Genomic DNA, 13,692 nt, shown 5'->3' on the forward strand with positions numbered 1-13,692 from the left:
TCGTTCGGTACCGCCGCCTCGGTGCTGCGGCGGTGTGGTGGGGTTCTGGGCGACTTCAGACGTCGCGCAGAGGCTTATGGAAGGTCTCCTTGGCACAGATGACGGCGCCGAGACAGATTGCGGCCGCAGCCATGAGGTACCAACCGGGGGCAAGATGCGAATTGGTCAGGCCGATGAGCAGAGTGGCCATAAAAGGTGCGGTGCCGCCGAACAGAGCATTCGACACGTTGAAGCTCACGGCAAACCCGGTGTACCGGATACGTGTCGGGAACATCTCGGCAAGGAAGCTCGGCAGAGTGCCGTCGTTGAGGGTGAGCATGGCTCCGAGTCCGATCTCGACAAGGACGACGAGGGTGAAGCTGCCGGCGTCCAGCAGCATGAAGGCCGGCACCGTGAGGACGATGAAAGTGACTGACGCGATGGTAAGCATCCTTTTGCGACCGAACCGATCCGAGGCCAGGCCGGTGAGCAGGATGAACCCGATATACGTGACGAGAGCGATGGTGGTGGCGAGGAATGATTTCAGCAGCCCCGTAGCCGAGCTCGGTCGTGAGATAGGTGGGCATATAGGTCAGGACGACATAGAACCCGACGGCGTTGAGCAGCACTGCGCACATCGAGATGACCAGGGGCCGCCAGTGGTCCCGGAACATGGCGAAGACCGGAGCTTTGATCACTTCATCCTGCTGAGCGAGTTCACGGAATGCCGGCGTGTCCTCGAGTCGGGTTCGGATATAGCGGCCGATCAGCCCCATGGGCGCGGCAAGGAAGAATGGGAGCCTCCAACCCCAACTCTCCAACTGTCCATCGCTCAGCGTCGACGAGAGGACTGCGGCGAGCACCGATCCCAATAGCAATCCGGTGGCGGTGCTGGCTGGAACGACGGCTGCGTAGAGACCGCGTCGACGTGGTGGAGCGTATTCGACGAGGAACGCCGAGGCCCCAGCGTACTCGCCTGCGGCGGAGAAGCCCTGCACGAGGCGGACGACGAGCAGCAGCACAGGCGCCAGGAATCCGGCCACCGCGAAACTCGGCAGCAGACCGATGGCAAACGTCGAGACAGACATGATGAGAATCGAGACGGACAGTGCGGAACGTCGTCCGATCTTGTCTCCGATATGACCCCAGATGAAGCCGCCGATGGGGCGGACGACGAAGGAGACGGCGAAGACCGCAAAGGTGGACAGAAGCGCGAGATTGCCTTCGGACTCAGGGAAGAAGACGATCGCGATGGTCGTCGCAAAATACCCGTAGACGCCGTAGTCGAACCATTCGACGAAGTTGCCGACGAAGCTCGCAGAGACGACACGCCGCAGCGTCCGCTTCTGCTCGATATTCGGCTGCGCGGTCGCCGACGCATCTGATTTCACAGCGTCATTGTCCTCTGGAGCGAGGTCGGACTTCATTGTCTTCTCCATCGTTGTGAACGGTGACAACGCATGTGTTGCACTCTTTACAACTGCGTTGCATTAAAGGTTATTGTGTCCCGGTCACCCGGTCAAGAGATTTCTGCTCAGAACTGCGCGCAATCAGAAAGCGGCAGGCGAAAGGCCCTGCCGGACCGCATGTCCGACAGGGCATTGGACTTTACGCCCCGACACAGCGAAGCCCCGCACGACCATTCGATCGTGCGGGGCTTCCCTGATGCGAGCGGCGTCGCCTACCTGCTCGAGACGCGTCCGAAGAGATTCGCGATCGGGGCGAGCAGCAGCGGCCTGGCCGCGAACCAACCGGCCACGACCACGACCATCGCGATGAGGAACCAGACGAGTCCGGCCCAACCGAGCATCTCGGTTCCCGCGAACATGTAGCCGAGGTTGTGCCGCAGTCCGGTCGTGAACACGAGGAACACGTGGACGAGGATGAAGAACACGAAGAACAGCATCGTCGGGAAGTGGATCGCCCGTGCCAGCGGCGCCGGGTAGATCTTGTTCAGCGTCGAAGCGTTCTTCGGCCACCATTCGCTCATCCGCACACCCGTGATCGCGGCCAGCGGAGCGGCGATGAACACGATGATGAAGTACATCAGCTGCTGGAGAGCGTTGTAGTTGACCCATGCATCTTCCATCGGCCATTCCATCGTTCCGTACTGCAGCGCCGCCGACAGCGCGTTGGGGAACACTTCCCAACTGGTCGGCACGATGCGCGCCCAGTGCCCGGAGACGAAGAGCAGCACGACGAAGACCACACCATTGGCCAGCCACAGCAGATCGAGGCTCGTGTGCAGCCAGAGGTTGATGCTGATCTTCTTCCCACCCTTCTTCGGGGTGTAGAACGCCGGCGGCTTCTGCTGGTGACGCACCTGCAGACCCGAACGGATGATGAGCACCATGAAGAAGATGTTGAGGAAGTGCGTCCACCGCACCCAGCCCGGGAAGCCGGGCTCGACGAATTCCGGGATGTGGTATTCGCCCGGGTAGCGTTCGAGGAACTCCGGCACGCCCGGCAGGGTCGTGACACCGCGCGCGGCGAGGATGAGGATCCCGGCCACGACGATGAGTCCGCCGAGTCCCAGTCCGACGAGCTTGGACCACTGTCCCAGCGACTTCGAACCGATCATGACCGGTTCCTTCTTCGCTGCAGGCTTCGCCGAGGCGGTGCTGCCCGAACTCGACGATGTGGCCTTCGCAGCCGGTGCCGTCTTCGCGGCCGGCTTGTCCGCGGTGCGAGCCGCAGCCTTGTCGTCCGACTTCGCTGCGGGCTTGGCCATCGGCTTGCGCTGGGCCGGCTTGTCCGCGGTCTTCGCCGCAGGCTTAGCCATCGGCTTGCGCTGGGCCGGCTTCTTCTCGGCTTCGTCGGATTTCTTCTCCGACGCCGAGGCGGCTCCCGCTGCTGCGGCACCTGCACCGGCAGCGGCTCCCGCACCTGCGGCTGCCGCGCCGGCACCGACGCCGCCGATTCCGGTGCGTCGACCTTGGGGCTTCTTCTCACCGGATTCGTCAGCTGCAGCCGGCTTCGCATCCGGCTTCGTCTCTGCTGGCGCCTGCGCTTCGTCGGCAGATTCGGCACCCGTCGGCGTGGCGCCGGCGGCTTTCTCTTCAGCCGGAGCCGAAGCGGCGGCCGAGCCTGTGGCAGGTTTGGCAGCGTGTGCTGGAGCGAAGCCTTCCGGCGGCCAGGGGTCTCCCCCGGCGGTGCGGGGAAGTCCGCGGCGCAACGGTACATCGGAGAGTTCTCCGGAGCCCGAGCCGTTCGCGGCTGCTGCAGCCACACCGGCACCGGCAACGCCAGCACCAGCTGCGGCGGCCGCCGCAGGAGCAGCGGACGAGGATTCAGACGTGGAATCGGCTGACGTTTCAGCCGGAGCGGTTTCGGCAGAGTCGGCCTGTCCTGCGGCTTCCTCCGCAGGGCTCTCGGCAGGAGCGGAAGCGGCCGCTGCCGGTGCAGCGGTGCCGGCGGTGGATCCGCCTGCGGCCTTGGCCCCGGCGGGCGCGAAGCCTTCCGGCGGCCAGGGCTCTCCACCGGCAACACGCGGCAGACCGCGACGCAGTGGAACCTCGGCGGCAGGAGCCGATTCGGCAGCGGGAGCATCGGCGGCGGCAGATTCTGCGGCAGCCGACTCATCGTCCGAACCGGAAGCGGCGACGGCGGCGCCGGCAGCCACTCCGGCACCAGCCGTCGCGGCAGCGGCAGCCGGGGCAGCCGAGGACTGTTCGTCCGATTCAGCGGGCGCCGCGTCCTCGGTCGAATCCTCGACAGCGACATCCTCTTCGACTGCAGTCTCTTCCGGAGCCGACGGTTCAGCGGACGCAACGGGAGCAGCTGAGGTACCGGTAGCCTTCACTCCTGCAGGAGCAAGACCTTCCGGCGGCCAGGGCTCTCCGCCCTCGACGCGCGGCAGGCCGCGGCGCAGAGGCACTTCGGCCGCGGGAGCGGCGTCGGCCTCAGGCTCACCGGCAGGAGTCGAGTCAGCTGACTCACCCGCGTCATCGGCACCGGCTGCGGCAACACCCGCAGCACCAGCGGCGACACCGGCAGCGCCGACGCCCGCCGCAACAGCGGCACCCGACGACGATTCGTCAGCCGATTCATCGACCGATTCCTCAGCGGCGTCCTCAACGGAGTCCTCAGTTGGCTCCTCCGCTTCAGCGGAAGCCTCTGCCCCCGTCGATTCCTCAGCCTCGGTCACATCGGACTCGGCCGCCTCGGCGGGGGAACCTTCATCCAGTTCCTCCGTCTCGGCAGTCTCCGGCAGCCACGACGCGCCCTCTTCCAAGGGTTCGCCGATGGTGCCCTCCGGGGGCCAGGGGTCTCCGCCTTCGACCCGGGGCAGACCCGAGCGCAGCGAACTGGAATAGGTTGCCATATCAGGACTTGTTCTCGTTCAGTGATTCGATGGCCTGGGGAACGACCTTGAACAGGTCGCCGACGACGCCGAAATCGGCGATGTCGAAGATCGGGGCTTCGGCGTCCTTGTTGACCGCGACGATGGTCTTCGAGGTCTGCATACCGGCCTTGTGCTGGATCGCGCCGGAGATGCCGAGCGCCACATAGAGCTGCGGGGACACCGACACACCGGTCTGGCCGACCTGGTGCGACTGAGCGATGTAGCCGGCGTCGACGGCCGCACGGGAGGCACCGACGGCAGCGCCGAGCGTGTCGGCGAATTCGCCGACGAGTTCGAAGGACTCCTCCGAACCGACGCCGCGACCACCGGAGACGACCTTCTGCGCGCCGCGCAGCTCTGGACGCGAGGAGGTTTCGACGACGGCTTCGAACGAGTCGATCGCAGCCGAGCGCTTACCGGAATCGGCGACCTCGAGGGCCTGCGTGTTTGCGGACTGTGCTTCTGCGCGAGCCTCGATCGAGCCCAGGCGGACGGTAACGATCGGGGCACCGAAGGTCGGGGCCGAGGAGGCGGTGTAGCCGCCGCCGTAGACGGAGTGGTTGGCCACGATGCCCTCGGAGTCGCGTTCGAGTCCGGTGGCGTCGACGGACACGGCCGATCCGCTGCGCACGGCGTAGCGACCGGCGATGTCACGACCGTCGAGAGTATTGGGCACGAGAACAGCGTCGGGAGCGGTGAGCTCCGCGGCTGCGGCCACGGCGTCGACGGCCGCGGCGCCGAGGTTGCCCTCGGTGGCTGCGGCGGTCAGGGTCGCCACGGCGCCGAGTTCGGCGGCCTTGTCGGCAGCGGCGTCGGCGCTGCCGGCGGCGAGCACGAGGGCGACGGGTGAGCCGATCTCAGCGGCACCGCCGAGCAGTTCGGCGGCCGGCTTCTCCAGCTGGCCTTCGGCATCGGCGGTGAGGACGACGAGAATGGAGTCCTGCGGGAATTCTGACATGACGATTCTCCTTAGGCCAGACGGTTCTTGGTGAGGTATTCGGCGAGTTCGACTCCGCCATTGCCTTCGTCGACGACCTTCTCGCCGGCTTCGCGCGGCGGCTTCTCGGCGACGGTGACCATGATCGAGCGAGCCACGGACTGGTCCTCGGCGTCGATGTCGAGATCGGACAGGCTGATGACCTCGAAGGGCTTCTTCTTCGCCGCCATGATGCCCTTGAAGTTCGGGAATCGAGCCTCGGGAAGCGCCTCGGTGATGGAGATGACGGCGGGCAGTTCGGCCGAGACCTGCTGCTTGCCGCCTTCGACCGCGCGGGTGCCGGAGACCTTGCCGTCGCCCAGTTCGACGGTCGTCAGGCCGGTCACGTGCGGGTAGTCGAGGTGCTCGGCGAGCATCGCCGGCATCATGCCGCCGTTGCCGTCGGTGGAGACGTTGCCGGTCACGACGAGGTCGAACTCACCGCGGCGCAGAGCGGCGGCGAGCACCTCGGCGGTCAGCCCGAGATCCGCACCGGCCAAACCTTCATCGGCCACGTGCACGGCATTGTCGGCACCCATGGCCAGACCCTTGCGGATCGTCGCGGTCGCGGTATCGGGCGCCATCGAGATGACGGTCACCTCGGTGTCGCCGTCGGAGTCCTTCTGCGTCAGGGCGACCTCGAGGGCACGCTCACCGATCTCATCGAGGACGGCTTCCGAGGCGCCGCGATCGGCGAGCCCGGTTTCCAAGTTCAACTTGCGGTCGCCGTACGTATCCGGGACCTCTTTGACCAACACCGCGATCTTCAAGGATGACTCCTTAGGTTCGTGAAGCAGTTCCAGCTGCGTGAGACTTTCGTCTCATAATCTACAGGTGGCTGATTTCCGTCCGTTGACCGGGTCCGGGTTAGAACCGATCATGTCCATCACCCATGGTACGTGGTAGGCACCACAGATATCTCCGTTACTGTACGAACGATCGACAGAATTTGTCCAGCGCGTCGGACTCCGTAACCTCGTGCACTTCCCCCCACCGAGGTGGTCCCCCCCTGTCGTCGACGTCTGGACCTCGACGCGGGGTCATCCCCTCGCCGAGGCGGGGCCCTAGAATGGGAAGCAGACCGACCATTCCTCCCGGTGCCCATCGCCGCCTCTCCGCGCGAGTGCATCCGGGCAGGCTGGACGCAGAGGTCGCAGGCAAGACGCAGACATCAACGGTGAAGGAGCGCCCCGTGGCATTCGACCTCGACGACATCGACCGCAGCATCATCGCCGCCCTCGTCGAGGACTCGCGCCTGAGCGTGCGCCAGTTGGCCGAACGCGTCCACATCTCCCGCTCCGCCGCGCATAAGCGCTTCACCACCCTCATCGAATCGGGTGCGATCAGGAAATTCACCGCCGAGGTGGACCGCGAGGCCCTCGGCATGACCGTGACCGCGGTCGTCGTCGTCAAGATCGGCGAGCGCCCCTGGCCGCAGGTCCGTGACGACCTGGCAACCCTTCCGTTCGTGGAGAAGGTTCAAGCCGTCAGCGGGGACATCGACGCCTTGGTGACGGTCAACGCCCCGGACAACACCGCACTGTCGCAGGTGATCCTCCGCCGCATCCACGAAGTCCCGGGCGTCGTGTCCTCCCGCTCGCTCCTCATCCTCGATGAGGCCGAGGGCCACAGGCCGGGCGCCGGCTGAGTAGTGCGGCTCAGTCCTTCTGGTATTCGGTGATGGCTTTCTCGGCAAGGTCGAGACCGTAATCCGCGTCGGCGTATCCGGCGATTGTGGCTTTGCCGATCGGATAGACGTGTCCGGCCCGGACAGCCGGGAGGTCTTTGAACACAGCCGAGTCCATGAGCGCCTTCGTCAACGAGTCATAGTCGCCGCGCAGGTCCGAGTTGACGAAGATGATGTCGGCATCGGACAGACTGCGGTCGAGGACTTCCAGCGAGATCTGAGCTTCGGGCTCGACGGTCCCTGACTTATTGCCTCCCTGTTCGGCCTTGCCGTACTTCTTCACCATGGCGTCCTCGTCGGCCGACCAATCGAACCCGAGTGGGGACAGAATCGTGCCGAGCATGTTCTCACTGCCCCACAGGTATGCCGAGTTCTCCTCGAAGGAGGACACCACTCCGATCGTGGTGCCCTCGGTGACCTCGGAATGCTTTTCGCCGAGCTGCTTCTGCCGAGCCGTGAATTCTCTGTCGAGTTCGTCGAGCTGATCGGTCTTGTTGACGGCGTCTGCGACTTCCCCAACACGCTGCTGCCAATTCGCGCGGTCTCCGCCGCGCAGGGTGAACTGGTAGACGGGTGCGATCTCCTCGAGCTGCTCGATCATCTCCGGTTCGAAGATGTTCGGGGACAGGATGAGGTCGGGTTCGGCCTCGGCGAGCTTCTCGAGGTCCGGCTCCTGCTGACTGACTGTGGGGATCCCCTCGAGTTCATCGAGCCACTCCTCGGGCACGGCCGGATCCTGGTACTCGCCCTGCGCCACGGGAGGCGCGTCAAGATCCATGAGGGTCTCGGTGGCGGCGTAGTGCAGTGTCGCGACGGCCTTCGGAGCCGCGGGCACTTCGACCTCCGCGCCGGTCGCATCGGTGACGGTGCGCGTCTCGGAGGCAGCGCCCTGGTTTGCCTCCTCACTGCCGCCTGCGCATCCGGCGAGGAGAGCGAGGCCGGTGGCTCCGGCGATGGCAGCAGCGGTCAGGCGCGTCAATGACATACGTTTGTCCTTATTCTTCTTTGATCTGGTGAACGTCCGGGTGAGGCGGCCAGGCCCCGGAGAGGCAGTTCAGGAGCGTGCGGCGATCACGGCCGATCGGAACCGGCCGAACCCCCATCCGATGTCTCTCACCTGCACGTGCGCGGCTCCGAGCTTATGCAGATCCGTGACGAGCTCGCCGCTGGTCAGCGACGGATTCCCGGTGGTGGCCAGGACCGTGATGAGTTCTTCGGCCTGATGGTCATCGGTCTCGGCATCATCGGTGAAGGGTTCTACGATCACCAGGGTCCGGCTCGCGGCGAGCATCCGGTCCAACAACGAGGTCACCTCTGTCCGAGATCGCCCCGTCAATCCGGCGATCACGAGGGTGCAATCGACGTCCGGCCAGGGTCGTCGACCGAACAGGCCCTGTACGCCGGGAGTGTGGATCGTCCGCCCCGAGTGCGAGGCCTTCCTCGTCAGGGCGGCGGCCGCCTCGGCGTCGACATCACCGACGACGGCGAGGTTCCCGGCCGAGGCCACGGGTTCGAGGTCGAGGATGAGATCGAGGACATACTGCAGGTGGTCGAGGCTGCGTCGCCGGTGGGCGGAGTCGAGTTCGGAATCGGCGTCGCGCTGGGCATGCCAGGTGGGAGCCTGAATCGTCGAGGCGCGCGAAGTGCGGGAGGCGAACCCGCCTCTGAGCACATCGATGAGGTCGACGAGGGAGAACAGGTCGAGCAGCGCCGCATCGCTCAGGTCGAGCCCGTCGGAGGCACCGTCGCCGGTGAGAACCGCCCCGGTCGGGGTGTTGCGGTAGATCTCGTCCTCGTGAGATAGGAGTCCGAGGGAGCACATAGCCGTCAGCACCGGGCGCACACGGTCGGCATCGATATCGAGTTCGGCGGCGATCGCCTCGGCGGTGGCGACTCCGCCGGCGATGAGGTCGTTGATGCCGAGGGTGACGGCTGTCCGGGTGATGATCGCGGGGAGCAGTTCGGTCATTTCGTGGACCTGGTGGAGGACCTCGAGAGTTCCGTCCGGTTCGGCGCTGCCCTCGCTGCCGGCTGCTGCAGAAGGGGCCGAATCATCGGCCGGGCCGGACTCGGCCCCAGATCCCTCGAGCGTGGCCTCGGGCGTGGAGGCGACTGCCGCACTTGGCGCGGCGGGACGAGTCGGCATCTTCCGCCAGTAGCCGACGACCTCGACGTCCGCTTTGGGAAGGCCGATCTCCCGGCGCAGGTAGCGGCGGATGGGGGCGATGGTCAGCGTCTCGCCCGCGCACCAGGCGTAAGTGCGGCCTTCGGGCAGATCGAGATTCTTTACGGCGTCGAACATCAGGCGCGATTCGCCCGGTGCGGTGGATCCGCGGATGAGCCAGTCAATTTCGACATCGGCTTCGGTGGGGATGTCTTGGATGTCGTCGGAGGTGGGTACTTCGATGATGATGTGACCGCGGGTGCCAGCAGGTGCCTCTTCGAGCCAGCGCCCGACAGCGGGCAACGCCGTCTCGTCGGCAACGAGGAGGTGGAAATCGATGTCGTCGGCCAGCCCGGCGCAGGTCTTCGGTCCGGCGAAGCTGATCCGATCACCGACCGCGACGCCGAAAGCCCAGTCAGAGGCCAGTCCGGAGTCATGGCGCACGATGTCGATGCTGAAGGAGTTCGTCTCGTGGTCGACGCTGCGAACAGTGTAGTCGCGGGCACGGTTGAGCGCTTCCCGATTCCAGTTGAAGCGGAACTCCTCCTGCTCGCCGATATCGAGGGATGAGCCGTCGGGCGGGGGAATGACGAGTTTCACGTGATCGTCGAAACCCTCGGAGCGGAATGCAGGCCGTGCAGCCTCGCCGACCCCACCGGCCGCCAATTGATCGCCTGCCACTGTCAGGCGTCGCATGTTCGGGGTGATGTCGACGATGCCGGTGACTTCCACTTCTCGCAGGATGATCGGCAGCACCTGCAGAGGCCTGGAAGTACGCGGCATGTATTCAGCTCCGAGGGTTCTTGACGTATGAAACAGCGAGAAACAGAGAAGCCGGACCCACAACTTCAAGCAGGTGTGTCAACTGCCTTAGGCAAGACCGATGTTCCCTATATCTCATAGGTGAGCCTAACCTGGGATCGCAGCAGGTGCAACCACTTATTTTCAACACCGACCAGAGGCCGCCACCTCAGTTCGCTCCGACACCCCTGGTCTCGCTTCGTCTTATTCGCGCGGTCCCGACAGCAGCATGAGCGCGGCACCGGCGACGATGCGCTTGTACACCGGCTCGGCCGACAGCGTGTCTCCGTCGGCCGTGAGGAGCCCGAGCTCGGCGAGCTCCTGCAGTTCGTCCTCCAAGAGCGTGGAGAGCCGTTCGCTGCGCACCTCGCCGAGGTCGAGTTCAGGGCGTTCCGGTGCCGAGTCGGGAGTGAGGATCTCGATGAGGCGCTGGGCGATCGTGATCGCCGGGGTGCCGTAGTCTTCTCCGGGAACGAGGTTGATCACGTCGAGCAGCCGCTCGTAGATGAAGGCGCCGATGACCGGCAGTGCGGTATCCGCGCTCACCTCGCCCTTCTTCCACTCGTCGGCGGCGTTTCCCGGGCGGACCTTGGTGCCGGAGATCTCGGTGATCTCGGCGCTCTGCATCACGGCCCACATCGCTTCGAGGACGGGCACCTCGTCGGCGCTGCGCGCATAGTTCACACCGTCTTCATAACGGGCGTTCGACGCAACTCCGACGGCTTTGATGCCGAACTTTTCGGCCGCCTCGGCGATATCGGCACGCTTCACCCGCCCCGTACCGGTCAGCGGCCGGGACTCGCCCACCCAGTCGAGGATGCCGACCACGCCCTCGACGAGGCGGTTGTGCGGCAAAGGCTGCGCGAGCTGCTCCTCGCTCAGAGCATTGGCTTCGACGGCGGCCATCAGGGCCGAGGGCAGCGGGTCGGTGCGCATGCTCGCGGCTTCGGCTCGGGCGCGAGCGGCATTCCAGCGTTCGGGGTCCTCGTCGGTGTCCATGCGGAAGCGGAGATAGTTGTCGAGAGCTTCGAGGCTGTCGAGGAAGATCACCGTCGAAGGCGATTCGCCATCGGTCTTCGCGGCTTCCTGCTGTCCGTCAACTGCGAAGCTTTCGAGGACGTCGAGGAGGTCGTCGATTCCCTCCGGTTCGTCGATATCTGCGCGGGAGGACACGGCGATGCAGAACAGGAGGTGGGCGATGTCGAAGACCTCTGAGTCTTCGTCGACATCGTCGTAGGTCTCGGCCAGCCAGTCGCGGAAGCGCTGGTAGAGCGGCATCTCGTAGACGGTCTTCTCGACCGCGTCCATTCGTGCATCGATGCCCTGCGGGTCAGCGTGGGGATTCGCCTGCGCACTCGCCTCGGCGCTCGATCCGCCGAGCCACTCCGGCAGGCCCTGTTCTGCGGCAGGGCCGTCCTGGACGTCCTGGTCACCCTGGAACACTCGGCCGGTGGAGCCGTAGGTGCCGGCAACCGGTTCCGGATAACCGTCGAGCGGCAAGAGCTCGTCGACGACTTCCTGCTCCGAGACCTTGTTTCGCTTGGCCAACCGCGCGACCGCGGCGGCTACGGCGAGCATGGAGCCCTCGAGGACGGGGAGTCCGCTGTTGTTGGTGATGAGGCGATCGAGGCTGTCGACGACGCGACCCTTATGTGCCAGGGCGAGGATGTCGCGGGCGACGTTGCGGGATTTCTTCGCCGACCACTTCGGTGCCATCACTCCGCCGAGCTTCGGCCCGTGCACGTCGTCGGTGAACCATTCGTCAACGAGGCCCATCGCCGCCCCGGTCACCTGCGCGACGCTCGGGCTGAAGTCCTCGGGATCGGAGGGCAGGGAGGCCACTACAGCCTCGGCGGTTTTGATGTCGCCTTCAGCAAAGGCCACGGAGAACGATCGCAGCTTCCCCAGAGCCAGTCCGCGGTGGGCACCGACCGGGGTGAATAGTCGGCGGTTGTATTCCACCTGCGCCTTCTCCATGGCAACGTGGAAGTCGGCTTCGGTGAAGTCCGCATTCGGATCATCGATGTCGATTCCTTCGGCCTTGAGGAACGGCGCCAGCTCCCGCATCATCCGATCGGACATTCCGGGGTCGTGGCTGATTTTGCCGCCCGCTGCCATTCCGTGGAATTCGGGACCGTCGAAGAAAGTAGACACGCATTGCTCCTGCAGAGGATGAACTGAAGCAATAACGGTAACAAGTCAGACCTCGTCGGCCACACAACTGCCCCGGCATGGCCCCGCGGCTTCACCGAGATCACATTTCGGGAGTCGGCGGTACCGCACACAGCTCTGCGGGCCCGGTCGGTGTTCACGCCCTGGTCAGCGCTCAGCCGCCCGGAGAAGCGAGGGTCTTCCGCACCGCCCTGATGGTCAGCTCGAGAGACTGGGCGCGTGCGGTCGGATCGTCGACGCCGACGCTCACGCTGTAGAGGTGTCCTGAGCCGATGGTGAGGTAGACGAACGCCGCCGCCCATCCGATCGGCACACTTTCATCGATGGAGCCGTCCGCCTGCCCCCTCGCGATGACGGCCTCGAGTGGATCATCCTCGGCATCCGCAGATTCAGCGCCCGTGCGGGACTCGGCGGCCGCCTCGGCGAATGTCTCATCGGTGATGATCGGGTTGTCGGCGAAGAGCAGGGTGAGCACATCGGGCAGAGTGAACAGCTCCGCACAGATCCGCTCGAGCGCCGCCAGACCGGCGCCCGCTTCGGGACGCGCCTTCATGACCGCCTCACCGAATCGCCGGGCACCGAGCAGGGCCGCCGCGCCGACGAGCGCCTCCCGATCACCGAAATGTCGGTAAAGAGTGGTGCGACCGACGCCGATCGACTGTGAAAGTTCGATCATCGACGCCTGCGGGTTCGCGGCAAGGTGGGTCAGTGCCTCGCTGACCAGCGCCTCTCGGCCCAATCGACGCATTCCCTGCACCGGCACAACCCCTCCCTGACTCTGCGAACGATACAGAGCAGTCTACTTGTGGAACAGCGTTGTTCCACTTTGGTATCATTGAGTACCGACAATGCCTTCGAGGATCGAGCACGTGATGGATCAGCCCCCGCAGAAGAACGACTTCGCAACCCAGCAGCCCCACGCCCCCGCGACGTTCGCGCTCAGTCGGAGCGACGTCGTCGTCATCGGCCTCGTCTGCATCGTCGTCGGCGTGGCACTCGGCTTCTTCCTTCCGGCCCTCGGATCGCTTGCCGCAACATTTCCCATTCCTTTCGGGGACGTCATCGAGAAGCTCAGCCGCTTCGACCAGGCGTGGGTCGTCATCGCCCGACCGATCATCGGCGGAGCACTCGGACTCATCGCCGCCTTCTTCATCGCCGCCTCGACGACTCCCCTGATCGTCGACGAACACGGAATCACCATCGGCCGAGACGACGACCACCCGCTGCGCATCTCCCGCGCCTCGTTCTCGACCGCGTACTTCGCCGACGGCAAGCTCGTCGTCGTCACCGAAGGCGGGCATCAGGCCTTCAAAGGAGATGTCGAAGGCAAGAAGGCCGCGGTCGCCGACGCCTTCACCTCCCGCGGTTACCGGTGGGGAGAGATCTGACCGCGCAGGGTGAGATCTGAGCAGTCCGAAAACGGAGTCTGCGCAACCCCGATCCTCCAGCCAAACGTCCACTCGGCCTGCCGGAACCGGTCCCTTCGTCCCGAGTTCGCGACACGTTTGGCCGCCCGTCCTCACCTGCACGTCAGCCGTGGAATCGTGACTCGGCTCACGCCACCATGG

At 65.3% G+C, this 13,692-nt stretch carries 9 protein-coding genes and 1 pseudogene; 2 read left to right on the forward strand and 8 right to left on the reverse strand.

Annotation, left to right across the window (positions count from 1 at the left end; all coding sequences use genetic code 11):
* Positions 1-55 precede the first annotated feature (55 nt).
* The 4 genes and pseudogenes from ACU4IU_RS08510 to ACU4IU_RS08525 all read right to left on the reverse strand — a co-directional run bounded on the left by ACU4IU_RS08510 (position 56) and on the right by ACU4IU_RS08525 (position 6,070).
* Positions 56-1,406 (reverse strand): annotated as a pseudogene (locus ACU4IU_RS08510) (MFS transporter).
* 254 nt (positions 1,407-1,660) lie between these two features.
* Complete coding sequence (locus ACU4IU_RS08515) at positions 1,661-4,303, reverse strand: cytochrome b/b6 domain-containing protein (protein WP_446656438.1); 2,643 nt, start codon at positions 4,301-4,303, stop codon at positions 1,661-1,663.
* Between the two features lies 1 nt (position 4,304).
* Positions 4,305-5,282, reverse strand: a complete 978-nt coding sequence (locus ACU4IU_RS08520) for an electron transfer flavoprotein subunit alpha/FixB family protein (RefSeq protein ID WP_446656439.1) — start codon at positions 5,280-5,282, stop codon at positions 4,305-4,307.
* An 11-nt stretch (positions 5,283-5,293) separates the two neighbouring features.
* Positions 5,294-6,070 (reverse strand): electron transfer flavoprotein subunit beta/FixA family protein, encoded by a 777-nt coding sequence (locus ACU4IU_RS08525; RefSeq protein ID WP_259358109.1) that lies wholly within the window; start codon positions 6,068-6,070, stop codon positions 5,294-5,296.
* Between the two features lie 422 nt (positions 6,071-6,492).
* On the opposite strand from ACU4IU_RS08525, the gene ACU4IU_RS08530 reads away from it, so the two are divergent.
* Positions 6,493-6,948, forward strand: coding sequence for an Lrp/AsnC family transcriptional regulator (locus tag ACU4IU_RS08530; protein ID WP_420097045.1), 456 nt, complete (start codon positions 6,493-6,495; stop codon positions 6,946-6,948).
* Between the two features lie 10 nt (positions 6,949-6,958).
* Here ACU4IU_RS08530 and ACU4IU_RS08535 read toward each other — a convergent pair whose 3' ends face one another.
* From ACU4IU_RS08535 to ACU4IU_RS08550, 4 genes are all read right to left on the reverse strand, one after another.
* Positions 6,959-7,972, reverse strand: coding sequence for an ABC transporter substrate-binding protein (locus ACU4IU_RS08535; protein ID WP_181271140.1), 1,014 nt, complete (start codon positions 7,970-7,972; stop codon positions 6,959-6,961).
* Between the two features lie 69 nt (positions 7,973-8,041).
* Complete coding sequence (locus ACU4IU_RS08540; RefSeq protein ID WP_446656440.1) at positions 8,042-9,934, reverse strand: SIP domain-containing protein; 1,893 nt, start codon at positions 9,932-9,934, stop codon at positions 8,042-8,044.
* A 222-nt stretch (positions 9,935-10,156) separates the two neighbouring features.
* On the reverse strand, positions 10,157-12,106 hold the full coding sequence (locus tag ACU4IU_RS08545; RefSeq protein WP_446656441.1) for a hypothetical protein: 1,950 nt from the start codon (positions 12,104-12,106) through the stop codon (positions 10,157-10,159).
* Positions 12,107-12,278: 172 nt separating this feature from the next.
* The gene (locus ACU4IU_RS08550) at positions 12,279-12,887 is read right to left on the reverse strand and encodes a TetR/AcrR family transcriptional regulator (protein ID WP_446656442.1); all 609 of its coding nucleotides are present in this window, start codon (positions 12,885-12,887) and stop codon (positions 12,279-12,281) included.
* Positions 12,888-12,996: 109 nt separating this feature from the next.
* On the opposite strand from ACU4IU_RS08550, the gene ACU4IU_RS08555 reads away from it, so the two are divergent.
* Positions 12,997-13,512 (forward strand): YqeB family protein, encoded by a 516-nt coding sequence (locus ACU4IU_RS08555; protein WP_446657588.1) that lies wholly within the window; start codon positions 12,997-12,999, stop codon positions 13,510-13,512.
* The last annotated feature ends 180 nt before the right edge of the window (positions 13,513-13,692 follow it).

Source organism: Brevibacterium sp. CSND-B09, from assembly GCF_052906525.1.

What these genes read in the sequence shown, in the direction of transcription:
- ACU4IU_RS08555 (WP_446657588.1), top strand. Translation starts at nt 12,997, where the DNA reads ATGGATCAGCCCCCGCAGAAGAACGACTTCGCAACCCAGCAGCCCCAC.
- ACU4IU_RS08540 (WP_446656440.1), bottom strand. Translation starts at nt 9,934, where the DNA reads ATGCCGCGTACTTCCAGGCCTCTGCAGGTGCTGCCGATCATCCTGCGA.
- ACU4IU_RS08515 (WP_446656438.1), bottom strand. Translation starts at nt 4,303, where the DNA reads ATGGCAACCTATTCCAGTTCGCTGCGCTCGGGTCTGCCCCGGGTCGAA.
- ACU4IU_RS08535 (WP_181271140.1), bottom strand. Translation starts at nt 7,972, where the DNA reads ATGTCATTGACGCGCCTGACCGCTGCTGCCATCGCCGGAGCCACCGGC.
- ACU4IU_RS08520 (WP_446656439.1), bottom strand. Translation starts at nt 5,282, where the DNA reads ATGTCAGAATTCCCGCAGGACTCCATTCTCGTCGTCCTCACCGCCGAT.